12 protein-coding genes are annotated in these 16,272 nt (G+C 65.0%); 11 read left to right on the top strand and 1 reads right to left on the bottom strand.

Going from position 1 to position 16,272, the window contains the following annotated elements; translation table 11 throughout:
- The first annotated feature begins 8 nt into the window (after positions 1-8).
- Genes JV241A_RS23295 through JV241A_RS23315 form a run of 5 tightly spaced genes read left to right on the top strand, consistent with a single transcriptional unit; the run spans position 9 to position 8,396 of the window.
- Positions 9-1,367: a DUF1329 domain-containing protein gene (locus tag JV241A_RS23295; protein WP_115086666.1), complete on the top strand. Its 1,359-nt coding sequence runs from the start codon at positions 9-11 to the stop codon at positions 1,365-1,367.
- Positions 1,368-1,400: 33 nt separating this feature from the next.
- Positions 1,401-2,483 carry a YCF48-related protein gene (locus tag JV241A_RS23300; protein WP_134064667.1) on the top strand — a complete coding sequence of 361 codons (1,083 nt, stop codon included), beginning with the start codon at positions 1,401-1,403 and terminating at the stop codon, positions 2,481-2,483.
- Between the two features lie 15 nt (positions 2,484-2,498).
- Positions 2,499-4,973: an MMPL family transporter gene (locus tag JV241A_RS23305; protein WP_134064669.1), complete on the top strand. Its 2,475-nt coding sequence runs from the start codon at positions 2,499-2,501 to the stop codon at positions 4,971-4,973.
- On the top strand, positions 4,966-6,738 hold the full coding sequence (locus JV241A_RS23310) for an acyl-CoA dehydrogenase C-terminal domain-containing protein (protein WP_134064671.1): 1,773 nt from the start codon (positions 4,966-4,968) through the stop codon (positions 6,736-6,738). The genes JV241A_RS23305 and JV241A_RS23310 overlap by 8 nt, the downstream gene beginning before the upstream one ends.
- 11 nt (positions 6,739-6,749) lie before the next feature.
- Positions 6,750-8,396 carry a fatty acid--CoA ligase gene (locus JV241A_RS23315; protein ID WP_134064673.1) on the top strand — a complete coding sequence of 549 codons (1,647 nt, stop codon included), beginning with the start codon at positions 6,750-6,752 and terminating at the stop codon, positions 8,394-8,396.
- A 77-nt stretch (positions 8,397-8,473) separates the two neighbouring features.
- Here the strand turns inward: JV241A_RS23315 and JV241A_RS23320 are convergent, their stop codons facing one another.
- A complete protein-coding gene (locus JV241A_RS23320) occupies positions 8,474-10,240 on the bottom strand; it encodes a GMC oxidoreductase (RefSeq protein ID WP_134064675.1) in 1,767 nt (588 codons plus the stop codon).
- A gap of 234 nt (positions 10,241-10,474) precedes the next feature.
- On the opposite strand from JV241A_RS23320, the gene JV241A_RS23325 reads away from it, so the two are divergent.
- From JV241A_RS23325 to JV241A_RS23350, 6 genes are all read left to right on the top strand, one after another.
- The gene (locus tag JV241A_RS23325) at positions 10,475-11,236 is read left to right on the top strand and encodes an efflux RND transporter periplasmic adaptor subunit (protein ID WP_115086660.1); all 762 of its coding nucleotides are present in this window, start codon (positions 10,475-10,477) and stop codon (positions 11,234-11,236) included.
- Complete coding sequence (locus JV241A_RS23330) at positions 11,233-12,552, top strand: HlyD family efflux transporter periplasmic adaptor subunit (RefSeq protein WP_134064677.1); 1,320 nt, start codon at positions 11,233-11,235, stop codon at positions 12,550-12,552. Before JV241A_RS23325 ends, JV241A_RS23330 begins: the two co-directional genes overlap by 4 nt.
- Positions 12,549-14,648 carry a site-2 protease family protein gene (locus JV241A_RS23335; RefSeq protein WP_134064679.1) on the top strand — a complete coding sequence of 700 codons (2,100 nt, stop codon included), beginning with the start codon at positions 12,549-12,551 and terminating at the stop codon, positions 14,646-14,648. The genes JV241A_RS23330 and JV241A_RS23335 overlap by 4 nt, the downstream gene beginning before the upstream one ends.
- Positions 14,649-14,762: 114 nt before the next feature.
- The gene (locus tag JV241A_RS23340) at positions 14,763-15,263 is read left to right on the top strand and encodes a GNAT family N-acetyltransferase (RefSeq protein ID WP_134064681.1); all 501 of its coding nucleotides are present in this window, start codon (positions 14,763-14,765) and stop codon (positions 15,261-15,263) included.
- Positions 15,260-15,604, top strand: coding sequence for a hypothetical protein (locus JV241A_RS23345; protein WP_115086656.1), 345 nt, complete (start codon positions 15,260-15,262; stop codon positions 15,602-15,604). Before JV241A_RS23340 ends, JV241A_RS23345 begins: the two co-directional genes overlap by 4 nt.
- 38 nt (positions 15,605-15,642) lie before the next feature.
- On the top strand, positions 15,643-16,182 hold the full coding sequence (locus tag JV241A_RS23350; protein WP_115086655.1) for a tail fiber protein: 540 nt from the start codon (positions 15,643-15,645) through the stop codon (positions 16,180-16,182).
- Positions 16,183-16,272: the final 90 nt, after the last annotated feature.

Raw genomic sequence — 16,272 nt, forward strand, 5'->3', positions numbered from 1 at the left:
CAACAATCATGAACTACGTGCACACCCTGTTGGCCACGTGCCTGTCGCTGGCTGCCCTGAACGCGGCTCACGCCGCTGTCTCCACCGAACAGGCCGCGCGCCTGGGCACCAGCCTGACGCCCATCGGCGCAGATAAGGCCGCCAACGCCGACGGTTCGATCCCCGCCTACCAGGGCGGCCTGGTCACCCCACCCGCGGCGTTCAAGAGCGGTGCAAGCATGCGCCCGGACCCGTTCGCCGAGGAAAAACCGCTGCGGGTCATCGATGGCAAGAATGCCGAGCAGTACAAGGGGCAACTGACCGCCACCACCCAGGAACTGCTCAAGCGTTTCCCGAGCTTTCGCGTCGATGTCTACCCCACCCATCGCAGCGTGGCACTGCCGCAGCCGGTGCTCGACAACACCCTGAAGAACGCCGTCGGCGCTCGTAGCCAGGAGGGCGGAAGTGCGGTCGACAACGTGCTGCCGGGTATTCCGTTCCCGATCCCGCAGACCGGCGCCGAGGCCATGTGGAACTTCCTCCTGCGCTACCAGGGCGTGAGCATGACCGCCAAGTACGACTCGTGGAACGTCGATGCTGCCGGCAACGCGACCTTGAGCACCACCGGCCAGGCCAACATCAGCTACCCGATCTACGAAGACATGGCCAAGCCGATCGGCGCCAAGGACACCTACTACCAGATGAAGCTCACCTACACCGCGCCAGCCCGGCGCGCCGGTGAGGCGATGATGCTGCGCGATGCCGCCAACCCGCTGGTGCAGCCACGCAGCGCCTGGCAGTACCTGCCGGGCCAGCGTCGGGTCAAGCTGGCACCGAACCTGGCCTACGACACGCCCAACCCGGGCACCTCGGGCTCGGGCACCTACGATGACGTGTTCGTCTTCAACGGCGCCCTGGACCGCTACGACTGGACCCTGGTCGGCAAGCAGGAAATGTACGTGCCCTACAACACCTACCGGCTGACCTACAACACCGACGTCAAGCAGCTGACCACGGCCAATCACCTGGCACCGCAGTTCGTGCGCTGGGAAAAACACCGGGTCTGGGTGGTGGAAGGCAAGCTCAAGGATGGTGCCCGGCATATCTATCACAAGCGCCGCTTCTACCTCGACGAGGACAGCTGGATTGCCCTGGCCTCGGACCAGTACGACGCCCGTGGTCAGCTGTACCGCGGCTCCTTCGCCTTCCTCAGCCAGAGCTACGACAAACAGACCCCGGATGCCACGCCGTTCATGATCTACGACCTGATCGGCGGCACCTACAACCTCAATGGCGTGGTCGGTGCCTACGGCGGCATTCGTTATATCGAGCCGCTGTCGCGCACCCAGTGGTCGCCCGAGTCCCTGGCCGGGGCCGGCATTCGCTGAGCCTGTCGAGCACGCATTTGAGGAGGATCAGGGATGGATATGTTCAAACGCTGCAGCGTGCTGCTGCTGGCCTGGGCCGCGCTGCAGGGCGCGGTCCAGGCCGAGCCTTACGTCGACGTGCTCGACCTGCCAGCGCTGCCCAGTGCGCTGGCTGCGAGCAGCGCCTTGCGCGATGTCGCCCGCGCCGGCGCACGGATGGTCGCGGTGGGGCCGCGCGGGCACATCCTGTACTCGGATGACCATGGCAGTCACTGGCAACAGGCACAGGTGCCGGTCAGCGCCGACCTCAATGCGTTGACCTTCGCGACGCCGGAGCTTGGGTGGGCGGTGGGTAACGACGGGGTGATCCTGCACAGCCGCGATGGCGGCCTGAGCTGGGAAAAGCAACTGGACGGCCGGGTGCTCGGTGACCAGGTGCTGGCGTACTACCAGGCCAAAGCCCTGGCCGCGCCCGCGGACCCTGTCTGGGCGAGCTGGGTAGGCGAGGGCGAGCGCCTGGTGGCAGAGGGCGCCGACAAGCCGTTGCTCGACGTGTGGTTCGCCGATGCCCGCCACGGCTATGCAGTCGGGGTGTTCAACCTGCTGCTGCACACCCGTGACGGCGGCCAGCACTGGACGCCCTGGCTCGAGCGCAGTGACAACCCGCAGGGCCTGCACCTGACCGGCCTGGCCAGCGTCGACGGCGCGCTGTACATCAGCGGCGAGCAGGGCCTGCTGCTCAAGTTGAGCGCCGATGGCGAACGCTTCCAGCGGCTGTCCACGCCGTATGCCGGCACTTACTTCGGCGTCATTGGCAAGCCTGGGACGCTGCTGGCCTACGGGCTGCGCGGCCATGTGTTGCGCAGCACCGACGGCGGTGCCCAGTGGCAAGCGGTCAAAACTGATCTGACCAGCAGCATCACCGCCGCCAGCCTCGACGCCAGCGGGCGTTTCTGGCTGGCGAGCCAGGCCGGCGATCTGCTGGTCAGCGGTGACGACGGCGCCAGCTTCAGCCCCGTGGCGCAAACCCAGCGCGCCCCGGTCAGCGGCGCGGCCTTCGATAGCGCCGCCGACCTGGTGCTGGTCGGTGAGCGTGGCATTCGCACCCTGGCCCTCGAACAACCGCAGCAGCCATAACAAGAGAAAACCCTGATGGCCGACATCCAACAAGACACCTTGCCGGTGATCCGCAACCTCAGCGACTTCGACGCGCGCTCCGGCAATCGTCTCGAACGCCTGGTGTTCAACCATCGGCTGCCGTTCATGCTGTGCATGCTGCTGGTCACCGTGGTGCTGGGCTACATGGCCCTGACCCGCCTGGAACTGCGGCCCAGCTTCGAGAAAATGATCCCGCAGGGCCATCCCTACATCCAGAATTACCTGGACAACCGCCAGTCCCTGCGCGGCCTGGGCAATTCATTGCGGGTGGTGGTGGAAAATACCCGTGGCGATATCTTCGACCCGGCTTACCTGCAGACCCTGCGCCAGATCAACGACGAGCTGTTCCTCAGCCAGGGGGTCGACCGCGCCTGGATGAAGTCGCTGTGGAGCCCGGCGGTGCGCTGGACCGAAGTCACCGAAGAGGGCTTCCAGGGCGGGCCGGTGATGCCCGATGCCTACCAGGGCTCGGCCGCCGACATTCAGCAGCTGCGCCAGAACATCGAGCGGGCCAACATCGTCGGCAGCCTGGTGGCCCGCGACTTCAAATCAAGCATGCTCATCGTGCCGCTGCTCGACCAGGCCTCGGCGACCGGCGCCGGCATCGACTACCACGGGTTCTCGGTCAAGCTCGAGCAATTGCGCGCGCACTACGAAGCGGGTGGTGTCTATAAGCTGCACGTGATCGGCTTCGCCAAGCTGATGGGCGACCTGATCGACGGGCTGCTGCAGGTGATGCTGTTCTTCGCCCTGGCGGTGCTGACCACGCTGCTGATCATCTACCTCTACACCCGCTGCGTGCGCAGCACCTTGCTGGTGGTGCTGTGCTCGTTGACGGCGGTGGTCTGGCAGCTGGGTATCGTCGCCTGGCTGGGCTATGCCATCGACCCGTATTCGATCCTGGTGCCGTTCCTGATCTTCGCCATTGGCGTGTCCCACGCGGCGCAGAAGATGAACGGCATCATGCAGGACATCGGCCGCGGCACCCACCGGCAAATCGCTGCGCGCTACACCTTCCGGCGCCTGTTCGTCGCCGGCGTCACCGCCTTGCTGGCCGATGCGGTGGGATTTGCCGTGCTGATGCTGATCGATATCCCGGTGATCCAGGACCTGGCGATTACCGCCAGCATCGGTGTCGCCGTGCTGATCTTCACCTCGCTGCTGTTGATGCCGGTAGCGCTGTCGTACGTGGGCGTCGGGCGCAAGGCGGCGGAACGGGCCTTGCGTATCGACCTGCGCGCGGCCGAGCACCGGGGCTTCGGCAAACTCTGGGACGTGCTCGACCGCTTCACCGAACGCAAATGGGCCAGCGCCGCGGTGCTGGTGGCCGCATTGCTCGGTGCCGGCGGTTTCTGGCTGAGCCTGCAACTGAAGATCGGCGACCTCGACAGCGGTGCCCCGGAGCTGCACGCCGACTCGCGCTATAACCGCGACAACGCCTACATCACCAGCCATTACGCGCTGTCCAGCGACACCTTTGCGGTGATGATCAAGACCGCCCCGGAAGGCTGCCTGCGCTACCAGACCCTAGTGCTCGCCGACCGCCTGGCCTGGGCGCTACAGCAGAACCCGCAAGTGCAGACCACCCTGTCGCTGACCAACGCGGTCCGGCAGATAACCGCAGGCACCTACGAGGGCAACCCCAAGCTGAGCAGCATCCAGCGCAACCAGGACGTGCTCAACTACGCCGCCCAGCAAGCCTCGGTCAATGCCCCGGAACTGTTCAACAACGATTGCTCGCTGATGCCGGTGATCGCCTACCTCAAGGACCACAAGGCCGACACCCTCGATCAGGTGGTGGCGATTGCCGAGCGCTTTGCCCAGGCCAACAGCGGCGAGGATCGCCAGTTCCTGCTGGCGGCCGGCAGCGCCGGGATCGAGGCGGCGACCAATATCGTGGTGCGCGACGCCAACCGCAGCATGCTGTTGCTGGTGTACCTGGCGGTGACGCTGTTCTGCCTGATCACCTTTCGCAGCTGGCGCGCGACCCTGGTGGCGGTATTGCCACTGATGCTCACCTCGGTGCTGTGCGAGGCGCTGATGGTGACCATGGGTATTGGCGTCAAGGTCGCCACCTTGCCGGTGATCGCCCTGGGCGTGGGCATTGGCGTGGATTACGCGCTGTACCTGCTCAGCGTGCAGTTGCATTACCAGCGCCAGGGCCTGTCGCTGGCCCAGGCCTACAAGAATGCCGTGGCCTTTACCGGCCGGGTGGTGGGCCTGGTCGGCATCACCCTGGCCGCCGGGGTGGTGGGCTGGGCCTGGTCGCCGATCAAGTTCCAGGCCGACATGGGCATCCTGCTGACCTTCATGTTCCTCTGGAACATGCTCGGTGCGCTGATCCTGATCCCGGCGCTGTCGCACTTCCTGTTGCCCGCCAGCAAGGCACGGGCGCCTTCACCCAGCCCCACGAACGTCGAGGGGCTGCACGTCAACAACCCAAAAGCCGAGTGTTCATCGCATGTCTGATTACCTACCACCGTTGCGCGACATGGATTTTCTGTTCAACGAAGTATTCGACATCCCCGGCCAGTGGGCGCGGATCCCGGCCCTCGCCGAGCAGGTCGATAGCGACACCGCGCGGGCAATTCTCGAGCAGGCCGGCAAGCTCATCGCCCAGCAGGTGGCGCCGCTCAACCGCAGTGGCGACGAGCAGGGTTGCCGCTGGCAAGACGGTCGCGTGAGCACCCCGGACGGTTTTGCCCAGGCCTATCGCAATTACGCCGAAGACGGCTGGGTCGGCGTGGCCGGGGCCAGCGAATACGGCGGCATGGGCATGCCCAAGGTCATTGCCGCCCAGGTCGAGGAGATGCTCAACGCCGCCAACCTGTCATTCGCCCTCTACCCGATGCTCACCGCCGGGGCCTGTCTGTCGCTGCTCAATCACGCCAGCGAGACGCTCAAGGCGCGCTTCCTGCCGCCTATGTATGAAGGGCGCTGGTCGGGGTCGATGTGCCTGACCGAACCTCATGCCGGCACCGACCTGGGGCTGATCCGCACCCGTGCCGAACCTGGGGCCGATGGCAGCTACCGGATCACTGGCACGAAAATCTTCATCACCGGCGGCGAGCAGGACCTGACCGAGAACATCATTCACCTGGTGCTGGCCAAGCTGCCGGATGCACCGGCCGGCGCCAAGGGCATCTCGCTGTTCCTGGTACCCAAGCTGATGGTCGAGGAAGACGGCGGGTTGGGCCAGGCCAACGCGGTGAGTTGCGGCTCCATCGAGCACAAGATGGGTATCAAGGCTTCGGCCACCTGCGTGATGAACTTCGACGGCGCTACCGGCTACCTGGTGGGCGAGGCCAATAAAGGTCTCAACGCCATGTTCACGATGATGAACTACGAGCGCCTGGGCGTGGGTATCCAGGGCCTGGCGTTGGGCGAGCGCTCGTACCAGAACGCCGTTGCCTATGCCCGCGAACGCCTGCAAAGCCGCGCATCTACCGGGCCGCAGGCGCCTGAACAGGCGGCCGACCCGATCATCGTGCACCCGGATGTACGGCGCATGCTGCTGACCATGAAGGCGCTGAACGAAGGCGGGCGGGCGTTCTCCACCTACGTTGCACTGCAACTGGACCTGGCCAAGTACAGTGAAAAAGCCGATGAGCGTGCCCAGGCCGAAGCACGGGTGGCGCTGCTGACCCCGGTGGCCAAGGCATTTTTGACCGATATGGGCCTGGAAACCACCGTGCACGGTCAACAGGTGTTCGGCGGCCACGGTTACATTCGCGAATGGGGCCAGGAGCAGCTGATTCGCGATTGCCGTATCACCCAGATCTACGAAGGCACCAATGGCATCCAGGCCCTGGACCTGCTCGGGCGCAAGCTGGTTGCCGACGGTGGCCGCAGCTACGCGGCGCTGGCGCAGGAGATCAAGGCTTTTGCCCAGGCTCTGACGCCGTCACGCGCCGAGTTCAAGACGCCGTTGTTGCTCGCGCTGGCCAACCTGGACGACCTGACCGCCTGGGTGCTCGATCGCGCCCAGGGCAACCCCCAGGAAATCGGCGCGGCGGCGGTGGAGTATCTGCAGGTGTTTGGCTACACGCTGTATGCCTACTTGTGGGCACAGATGGCTGACGTCGTCCTGGATCAGCACGGCACCTTCTACCAGAGCAAGCTGGGCACCGCACGCTTCTATTTTGCGCGCTTGCTGCCGCGCATCCATTCGCTCAGCGCCAGCGTCAAGGCCGGCAGCCAAAGCCTGTACCTGCTGAAGGCCGAGCAACTGTGAAGGACGCGCCCATGACCACCACCCGCATCATGCAACCGGCCCCCGGGGCCTACAGCTTCCCGTTGCTGATCAAGCGCCTGCTGCTGTCAGGCGTGCGCTATCAGCCCAGCCAGGAAATCGTCTACGCCGACAAACTGCGCTACAGCTATACCACCTTGCTCGAACGCATCCAGCGCCTGGCCAATGTGCTCACCCGGGCCGGAGTCAAACCCGGCGACACCGTGGCCTTGCTCGACTGGGACAGCCACCGCGCGCTGGAGTGCTTCTTTGCCGTGCCGATGCTCGGCGCGGTGCTACATACCGTCAACGTGCGGCTGTCACCCGAGCAAGTGCGCTACACCATGAACCATGCCGAGGATCACCTGGTGCTGGTGCATGACGACTTTGTGCCGCTGATCGTCCAGTTGCGCGACCAGTTGCCGACGGTAAAAGGCTACATCCGCCTGAGCGACGGCGTTGATATCAGCAGTGAACTGCCACTGCTGGGCGAGTACGAAACACTGCTGGCCGGCGCGGGCACGCACTTCGACTTCGCCGATTTCGACGAGAACTCGATGGCGACCCTGTTCTACACCACCGGCACCACCGGCAACCCCAAGGGCGTGTACTTCAGCCATCGCCAGCTGGTGCTGCACACCCTCAACGAACTGGGCACCTTCGCTGCCTGCGGGGGCGAGCCGTTGCTGCGCTCGGGCGATGTGTACATGCCCATTACGCCGATGTTCCATGTGCATGCCTGGGGAGTGCCCTACGTGGCCACGGCCCTGGGCATCAAGCAGGTCTATCCCGGCCGTTACGAACCCAACCAGCTGGTGAGGCTGATGCGTGAAGAGCAGGTGACCTTTTCGCACTGCGTGCCGACCCTGTTGCAGATGATGCTCGACTGCGACGAAGGCCGGCGCACCGACCTCAGTGGCTGGAAAATGCTGCTGGGCGGCAGCGCACTCACCCAGGGCCTGGCGGCGCGGGCCAGCGCCAGGGGCATTCGCGTGCACTGCGGTTATGGCATGTCCGAGACCTGCCCGTTGCTCAGCGTCACCCGCCTCAGCGCTGAAGACCTGGCGCTGCCCATGCAAGCGCAACTGCCCTTGCGCATCAACGCCGGGGTGCCGATCCCGCTGGTTGACCTGCGCATCGTCGACGAACAAGGCGAGGACATTGCCCATGATGGCGAAAGCCTCGGCGAAATCGTCGTCCGCGCGCCATGGCTGACCCAGGGCTACCTCAAGGAGCCGGAGCAGGGTGCCGCACTCTGGGCCGGCGGCTGGCTGCACACCGGCGACATGGCCTGCATCAATGAGCGCGGCATGCTGCAGATCCGCGACCGGATAAAGGACGTGATCAAGACCGGCGGCGAATGGATCAGTTCGGTGGAGCTGGAAAGCCTGATCAGCCAGCACAGTGGGGTCGATTCGGTGGCGGTGGTCGGGGTGGCCGATGCGCAATGGGGCGAGCAGCCCCTGGCCTTGGTGGTCTGCGTCGCCGGTGTCGAGCTGGACCAGCCAGCGCTGGCTCGGCACCTGCAGCCTTTCGTCGACAGCGGTCACCTGAACAAATGGGCAATCCCGCGGCTGGTGCGCTTTGTCAGCGAGATTCCGAAAACCAGTGTCGGCAAGATCGACAAGAAGCTGATTCGCCAACGCCACTGCAGGGCCTGAACATAGCGTGTGGGTATTTTGACGTGCCCCGCGATGGGTTTGACTGGCCTCATCGCGGGGCAAGCCCGCTCCTACTGTCAGACTTCGGTCAGGTCCGAGGTTAGCGGCTGGACGGCATTGATGCAGTGCAGTTGTTGGTCAGCCAGGTCCTGGGCCAGGGCCACCATGGTCATGGTCGGGTTCCACGAACCGCTAGCCGGCCACAGCGCGCCGCCGGTGACGTAGACGTTTTCCACGCCATGGGGACGGTAATCCAGGCCAACGACGCCTTCGTCCTTGTCGCCAATCCACAGCGTCGAGCCTTCGTGCACCAGCCCGGCCACCCGGCGCTCGGGAATGCTTGGCCGCTCGCTGGTCCAATGGCCCAGGTTCGGGTCGCCATGCCAGTATTCGACCTTGCCCTCGGGGGCAAACACCCGTTCCATCATCTGGAAGGTCCCTTGATCCATGGTGTCCCAGGTTTGCCGGTCGGTTTCGCTGGCCAGCACCTGTAGGTTGACGTTGGTGGTGGGGTCGGCCTGGCCGTTGAGGTGGAAGTGGTTTTCCGGGTTGCGGAAGTCGATCTCGCCGAGCACGGCGCAAACGAACACCAGGTAATCCTTCGACGATTCCAGTTGTGCCATGGATGCGGTGGCCACCACGTCAGGCATGTAGCGCGCGGCTTTCTGCGCGTTCTTTGCAGGCTCGCGGTCAGACAGTACCGACAGCTGCACGTGGTACTGCATGCCGTTGTCCTGGTTCTTGCCGGCCAGGTAGATCGCCGCCAGTTCCAGCTCGGCCAGCTTGGCGGCGAACGGGTAGTCCTTGCGCGGCACCCGCGCCACCACCGAGGTGATGAAGTGCGCGGTAAAGCGATCGCCAGCACGCTTGACCTGCGGGAACGAGTTCATCAGCAAGGTCGCCGGCGGCAGGGTGCCCATGGCCAGGATCAGCTTGGCATTGCCGATGTTGACCACCCCGCGCGAGGTTTGCAGCGCAGTGGCCACGCCATCCTGCTGGTGGATACGTTCGACAATGCACTCGGTAATGATGCGCAGCGGGCTGCCGGTGCCGGCGGCGGCAAGGTCGGCCTGTTTGCCCGCCAGTTCCATGATCGAGGCCGGGGTCGAAAACTTGGCGAAGTCAACGCCGCCAGCACGGTCGGCAGCGGCGGCGAGTGGCGCCGGTAGCCAGCGCGTGGCCGAGTCGATCTTGCCGATGTTGTGCTCGAGCATATTCTGCAACTCAAGCTGCAGGGTGCCGTAGACCGGGCGCTGCTCGGTTACATGGGCGCGCACCTGCGGGTCGAGCTGGGTGTCGATCTTGTCGGCCGGGATCACGTTGAGCAGCCTCTCGGCCGACTCGAAGCGGGCCTCGGCGGCAGCGATGGTCTGCTCGGGCCAGAAGGCCATTTCATCTTTGGTTGGCCGTGGGCACCAGGCACTCCACATGATGCTGCGCCCGCCAAAGAACGGCACCATGCCGTGCTGCCAGCCGATGTTGCCCGGTGGCTGGTTGGCGGTGCGGGCCGAGAGGGTCCAGGGGAAGGTTTCGGAAAAGCCACCGAGGGTTTTCTGGTAGGGGATCGGCAGGTTCTGGAAGTGCTCGGGGAGGAAGAACGGCCCGCGTTCGATCATCAGGATCCGCGCCTTGGGGTTGCTGCTCAGGATCCGCTCGGCGAAGGCCAGGGAGCAGAAGCCGGTACCGATAATGATGAAGTCGAACTGCTCCTCTTCGCGGACCTGTTTCCAGGCGGACTCGGAGAGAAAGAACACATGGTCCAGCACCTTCTGTGCGTTGGGTGTTTGTGGGCCGGGGGTGGGGTAGCCATGACCGAAATTGGTCGAACTGGTGACTGCGCTCATAGTTGCCTCCAATCATTGTTGGCAGAGGGTCTATCGTCCTTGTACCGCAGTTGCATCCCGCGAACGCGGGGATGCGCTGGTGCGCTGCTAACGCTAGCAGAGCAAAGTGGCATTTCAAGATCACTTGGTCGGGGTGGGAAGGGTCATGCAGTCCAGCCGGATGGACCGGCATCCGACTTCCGGATGGCCGAAAAGATTGATAGCATCCGGCCATAACCGCAAGGATGCAGCAACATGAAGCGATCAGCGTGGTGGATGGTGCTGGTGATGGCCAGCGGATGGGCTCAGGCCGCAACGGACCCTGACCCGTTGCTCGAAGGTGCTACCTCCACCGCCAGCGAGGTCCGTGGCGTGTTGCGGGCGCGCTCCCAGGCGCTGTTGGCCAGTGAACTGGCCGGGCGGGTGGTGGAAATACCCTATGCCGAAGGCCAATCGTTCAATAAGGGCGATGTGCTGGTGCGCTTCGACTGCAGCGCCTACCAGGCGCAGCAGAGTGCTGCCGGTGCTGCGGTGCGAGCCACCCGTGAAGAGCTGCGCAACAAGCAGCAACTGGCTGCGCTCAATTCAGTAGGGCGTTTCGAGGTGGCCCTGGCCGAGGCCCGCCAGGCCCAGGCTCAGGCTGAAGCCCAGGTGTACCAGGTGCAGGTTCAGCGTTGCCAGGTCAAGGCCCCTTTCGATGGGCAGGTGGTCGCCCGCAAGGTCCAGGCCCATGAAAGTGTCGCCAGTGGCACGCCACTGCTGGAGATCGTCGACAACCGTTCCCTGGAAGTCCACCTGTTGGTGCCCTCGCGCTGGCTGGGGCGGCTCAAGCCGGAGCAGAAGTTCAGCTTTACCCCCGACGAAACCGGCAAACCCCTCGATGCCTCGGTCAAGCGCCTCGGCGCTCGGATTGATGAAGGCAGCCAGACCTTGTTGTTGATCGGCACGCTGCCGGCCAACAGCCCGGGCTTGCTGGCGGGAATGAGCGGTACCGCGCATTTTGCCGACCAGCCATGAACGCCCCCGTCCCGGGTGTGCTCGAACAACTGCTGGCCCATTACCTGGGCCTGGAGCGCCAGGCCCGGGCCGCTGCCACGGTCGACGCCCTGGCTTTCGCCATGGTCAACGATGGCCAGGCATTGTTCGGCTACCGCCATGCCGTGTTGCTGATCGCTGGCAAGGTCCGGGCGCTCACCGGCATCAGTGTGGTCGAACCCAATGCGCCGTTCGTGGCGTTCATCGAGCGTGCGGTCGGCTGCCTGGAAGCCGCTAAGCACTTGGCCAATGCCGCGCCGGTGCGCGCCCAGGCGCTGGATGCCGCCAGCCGCGAGGACTGGCAGGCACTGTCGGCGGCCGAAGCGTTCTGGCTACCGCTCAAGGACCGTCGAGGTGAAGTGTTCGGCGGCCTCTGGCTGGCCCGCGACACGCTCTGGAGCGAGGCTGAACAAGCACTGCTGGTGCAGTTGGGGGATTGCTACAGCCATGCCTGGCGCGCTTTGCAGCCTGGCAAGCCGTGGCGCCTGCGCTGGCCGCTACGGACCCGCTGGGCGCTTGCCAGTATCGTGCTGCTGTTGCTGTTCGTGCCTGTGCGCCAGTCGGTGCTGGCGCCGGCCGAAGTCGTGCCGCGCAACGGCCAGGTGGTGGCGGCGCCACTGGATGGGGTGATCGCCGAGTTCCTGGTCAAACCCAACCAGCGCGTGACCATCGGCCAGCTGTTGCTGCGCTTTGACGCCACCAGCCTCAAGGCGCAGGCGGATGTGGCCGGACGCACCCTCGGCGTCGCCGAGGCCGAACTCAAGGCCAATACCCAGCGGGCCTTCTCCGATGCCGAATCCGGTGCCCGGCTTGACCTGCTGGCCGCACGGGTCGAACAGAAACGCGCTGAATACGACTACGCCCGCGATCTGCTGGCGCGCACTGAAGTGCGTGCCGAACGCGAGGGCATCGCAGTTTTTGCAGACGCCCAGCGCTTAACCGGCAAACCGGTGCAAACCGGTGAACGCCTGCTGGAAATCGCCGACCCGGCCGAGGCCGAACTGCGTATCGAATTGCCCGTTGCCGATGCCATCGACCTTGCACCGGGCGCCGAGGTGGCGCTGTTTCTCGATAGCGATCCGTTGCATCGTCATAGCGCACAGCTTGAACGCGCCGCCTATCAGGCCCAGACCACGCCGGCCGGGCAGCTGGCCTACCGGCTGGACGCACGCTTCAGTGCCGGGCCACCGCGGATCGGCTTGCGTGGCACGGCCAAGGTCTTCGGTCAGCGCGCCCCGCTGGCCCTGTACCTGTTGCGCCGACCGTTGGCGGCGCTGCGCCAGGCGGTGGGGGTGTGAGCCTGCCCGCCCTGCGCCCGGACCTGCAGCTCTCGGCCAGCTCAGCGGGGCTGGACGGCGCGCCACAATGGACCCTGGCCGACCCGTTGCGCGGGCGCTATTTCAAGCTCGGTGCCCCGGCAATGCGCCTGTTGCGCCACTGGGCACTGGGCGACCCGGCACAGGTCCTGGCCGCCGCCAATAGCGAAGCGGGGGTGCCGTTGCCGGCGGCGGCCGTGGAAGAATTGCTGCGCTTCTTGCGTGGCCACGACCTGGTCACGCCCGGCGATGATGAACAACGCGGCAGCTACGCGCTCAAGGCCGCGAACCAGCGCCAGGGGATCTGGACCCAGCTGCTGCACAAGTACCTGTTTTTCCGCATTCCGCTCTGGCGCCCGGATGCCTTCCTCAATCGCACCTGGCCGTGGCTGGCGCGCTTCGGGCCCAGGCTTCTGCGCTATGGCCTGCCGCTGGTACTGGGGCTGGGGGTCTTGCTGGTGATGCGTGACTGGGAGCGCTTTCTGGCGACCTTTCCGCACCTGCTCAGCCTCGGCGGCGTGATCGCCTTCGCCATCGCCCTGGGTTTCGCCAAGCTGTGTCACGAGTTCGGTCACGCCTATATGGCCAAACGCGCCGGCTGCCGGGTGCCGAGCATGGGCCTGGCGTTCATGGTGCTGTTACCGATGCTGTATACCGACGTCAGCGATGCCTGGCGCGTGCAGGATCGCCGCACCCGGCTGCTGATCGGCGCCGGCGGAGTTCTTGCCGAGCTGCTGCTGGCCTGCATTGCCTTGCTGGCCTGGTCGTTGCTGCCGGACGGCGCAGGGCGCACGGCGGCCTTCATGCTGGCCACCGCCACCTGGCTTACCACCCTGGCAATCAACCTCAACCCGTTGATGCGCTTTGACGGATACTTCCTGCTCAGTGACCTGTGGGCGGTGGACAACCTGCAGGGCCGGGCCTATGCCCTGTGCCGCTGGCATCTGCGCGAGGCACTGTTCGGCTATCGCGAGCCGGCCCCCGAACCCTGGTCGGCCGGCATGCGTCGGCGCCTGCTGGTCTGGGGCTATGCCTCGTGGCTGTGGCGGGCCGTGCTGTTCTTTGGCATCGCTTTGGCGGTCTATCACCTGTTCTTCAAGGTGTTGGGTATTTTCCTGATGCTGGTGGAGCTGGTCTGGTTTATCGGTTTGCCGGTCTGGCGCGAAGGCCGGCACTGGTGGCAACAGCGTGAGCAGGCCCAACCCAGGCGGGTGATGCTGCTAGGGCTGGGGCTTCTGGCATTGCTGGCGGTGTTGCTGGTGCCCTGGCGCAGTGACGTCGAAGCACCGGCGATGCTCGAGGCATCGCGCAGCAGCGCGTTGCATGCGCCGACGGCGGCGCGTATCCGCCAGGTGCGGGTGCATGACGGCCAGCGCGTGGCGAAGGATGAGCTGCTGGTGGAGCTGGAGTCCCCGGACCTGGATTCGCGCCTGCGCATCATTCGCCGCGAAATCGAGATTCTGCAGTTGCAGTTGCGTCGTCAGGCCGGGCGCAGCGAAACCGCTGGCGACAGTGGCATCCTTGAGCAGCGCCTGGCCGAGGCTGTTGCCGAGTACCGCGGCTTTGTCGCCCAACGTGAACGGCTGAAGCTGCGCGCACCGCATGCCGGGATCGTGCGCGATCTGCTCGGCGATCTGGGGCCGGGCCGCTGGGTGGCGGCGCGCTTGCCCCTGGCCGAAGTGGTGGAGCAGGGCACGCGCCTGCGCGGCTACCTGGCCGAAGCCGATCTGTGGCGGGTTCAGCCCGGTGCGCCCGGGCGCTTTGTCGCAGACGACCCGTTGCGCGCCTCGCTGAAAGTGCAGCTGGATGATATCGACACCACCGGAGTCGCCTATATTGACCAGGAAGCGCTGGTTTCCGAGCATCGGGGACCAATTGCCGTGCGCCGCGATGAGGACAACCGCGCCCAGCCATTGCAGGCGCAATACGGGGTGCGGTTTACCCTACAAGACGGCGCGCAAACAGGTGTTTCACAGCCTGTCCGTGGCCTTGTGGTGCTTGAAGGTAGTGGCGAATCGCTGGTGGCGACGGCCTGGCGACGAGTAGCCGCACTAGGTGTAAGGGAAAGTGGATTTTAAGCGTGCGATTGTTCAACAATTGGACTAATCTGCCATCAGTTTAATGCCACACTGATCAGCCGATCATTTTGCTCCAGGTCCAAGCGTTCCAACCAAACAGGGAAGTTTGCGTTCATGATGAAGTTCGCGGTGTCCCTTCGAGGGATGGAAGCTGCCGACCTGGATTTCCTGCGGATGCTCTACGCCAGCACTCGCAGCGAGGAAATGGCCCCTAGCGGCTGGTCTGCCGAGGCCATTGCGGTCTTTCTCGACCAGCAGTTCCAGGCTCAGCACCAGTACTATCAAGTACATTTTCACGACGCCGAATTCTACCTCATCGAACAAGACGGGCAGCCCATCGGCCGCTTGTACCTGTTCTGGGGCCAGACCACCCTCAACCTCATCGATATCGCCCTGCTGCCGGCTTGCCGCGGCCAGGGGCTTGGTACCCGCTTGCTCACGGACCTGCTCCAGCGCGCCGATGAACGCGGGCTGGCCGTCGAGTTGTCGGTCGAGCCCTACAACCCGGCGCTGCGCTTGTATGCCCGGTTCGGTTTTGAGGCCATCAATACTTCCGGTGTCTATCTGCGCATGCGCCGCCAGGCACCGGTGTGCGCCGACAGGATTGCCTCATGAGCGAACAGAATCTCTACCTCATCCCCAGCCGCGACGAACTGGCCCAGGCACCCGTGCAGGGTTTCGTACTCTGGCTCGCCGCGGACCAGGCGCTGCCGCTGACGTTGCTGCAAGTGCTCGACGGTACGCCGATGAGCGCGCGTTATGAATGCTATAGCGCGGTTTTTGCCTTGCCTCCCGCCGTGCGGCTGCCCCAGGCGGTGTATCGCCTGGGTGGCCCGGCGGGGCAGCAGTGGGTGTTGCTGATGACCCCGACACTGCCTGAGGCAGACGGGCGCCACACCCTCGAAGTGGTGATCCATCGCGAATGCCAAGCACCGCCCCAGGCGGTCTGCGGCTAGGCCCGAGATTCCAACAACGCAACGTAAGGAAATGCCCGATGAGCGAACCATTTCTCGGTGAAATCAAGATGTTCGGCGGCAATTTCGCGCCTCGCGGATATGCCCTCTGCCAGGCCCAGATCCTGCCTATCGCGCAGAACGCGGCGCTGTTTTCGATCCTTGGCACGATCTACGGCGGCAATGGCCAGAACACCTTCGGCCTGCCGGACCTGCGCGGGCGTAGCCCGATTGGAACCGGGCAGGGGCCGGGCCTGAGCGATATCGATCTGGGCGAGGTGGGCGGGGTCGAGAACATTGCCTTGACCTACAACCAGCTGCCGAGTCACGGCCATGCGCAGGTGATCTCGACGGTTGGCGGCAGCAGCGACGTGGGCAGCGAATCGTTGTACCTGGCGCGCGCGGCCGATACCGCCGGCAACACCGTGAACATCTACGGTAGCGACATGACCGGTGCGGTGACCCTGGCCCCCAACTCGCTGAGCCTGGCCGGCGGCGGCCAGCCATTCGGCAACCGTAATCCGTACCTGGGCGTCACCTACATCATTGCGCTAGAAGGCACCTTCCCTACGCGTAGCTGATCAGCGCAGTTCGGTGGCGGCCCCGCTGGGCCGCCGCCACTTTCCACCGTTTGCTGCCTGTGGGCAGGGCGGTTGCACAGCAGGAGGCGG

Origin of the sequence: Pseudomonas sp. JV241A (assembly GCF_900275665.1) — a bacterium.
In the GTDB taxonomy this organism is placed as follows: domain Bacteria; phylum Pseudomonadota; class Gammaproteobacteria; order Pseudomonadales; family Pseudomonadaceae; genus Aquipseudomonas; species Aquipseudomonas wadenswilerensis.

Coding starts and splice junctions, on each gene's coding strand:
- JV241A_RS23295 (WP_115086666.1), top strand. CDS start 9: ATGAACTACGTGCACACCCTGTTGGCCACGTGCCTGTCGCTGGCTGCC.
- JV241A_RS23330 (WP_134064677.1), top strand. CDS start 11,233: ATGAACGCCCCCGTCCCGGGTGTGCTCGAACAACTGCTGGCCCATTAC.
- JV241A_RS23300 (WP_134064667.1), top strand. CDS start 1,401: ATGGATATGTTCAAACGCTGCAGCGTGCTGCTGCTGGCCTGGGCCGCG.
- JV241A_RS23310 (WP_134064671.1), top strand. CDS start 4,966: ATGTCTGATTACCTACCACCGTTGCGCGACATGGATTTTCTGTTCAAC.
- JV241A_RS23340 (WP_134064681.1), top strand. CDS start 14,763: ATGATGAAGTTCGCGGTGTCCCTTCGAGGGATGGAAGCTGCCGACCTG.
- JV241A_RS23305 (WP_134064669.1), top strand. CDS start 2,499: ATGGCCGACATCCAACAAGACACCTTGCCGGTGATCCGCAACCTCAGC.
- JV241A_RS23350 (WP_115086655.1), top strand. CDS start 15,643: ATGAGCGAACCATTTCTCGGTGAAATCAAGATGTTCGGCGGCAATTTC.
- JV241A_RS23325 (WP_115086660.1), top strand. CDS start 10,475: ATGAAGCGATCAGCGTGGTGGATGGTGCTGGTGATGGCCAGCGGATGG.
- JV241A_RS23320 (WP_134064675.1), bottom strand. CDS start 10,240: ATGAGCGCAGTCACCAGTTCGACCAATTTCGGTCATGGCTACCCCACC.
- JV241A_RS23345 (WP_115086656.1), top strand. CDS start 15,260: ATGAGCGAACAGAATCTCTACCTCATCCCCAGCCGCGACGAACTGGCC.
- JV241A_RS23315 (WP_134064673.1), top strand. CDS start 6,750: ATGACCACCACCCGCATCATGCAACCGGCCCCCGGGGCCTACAGCTTC.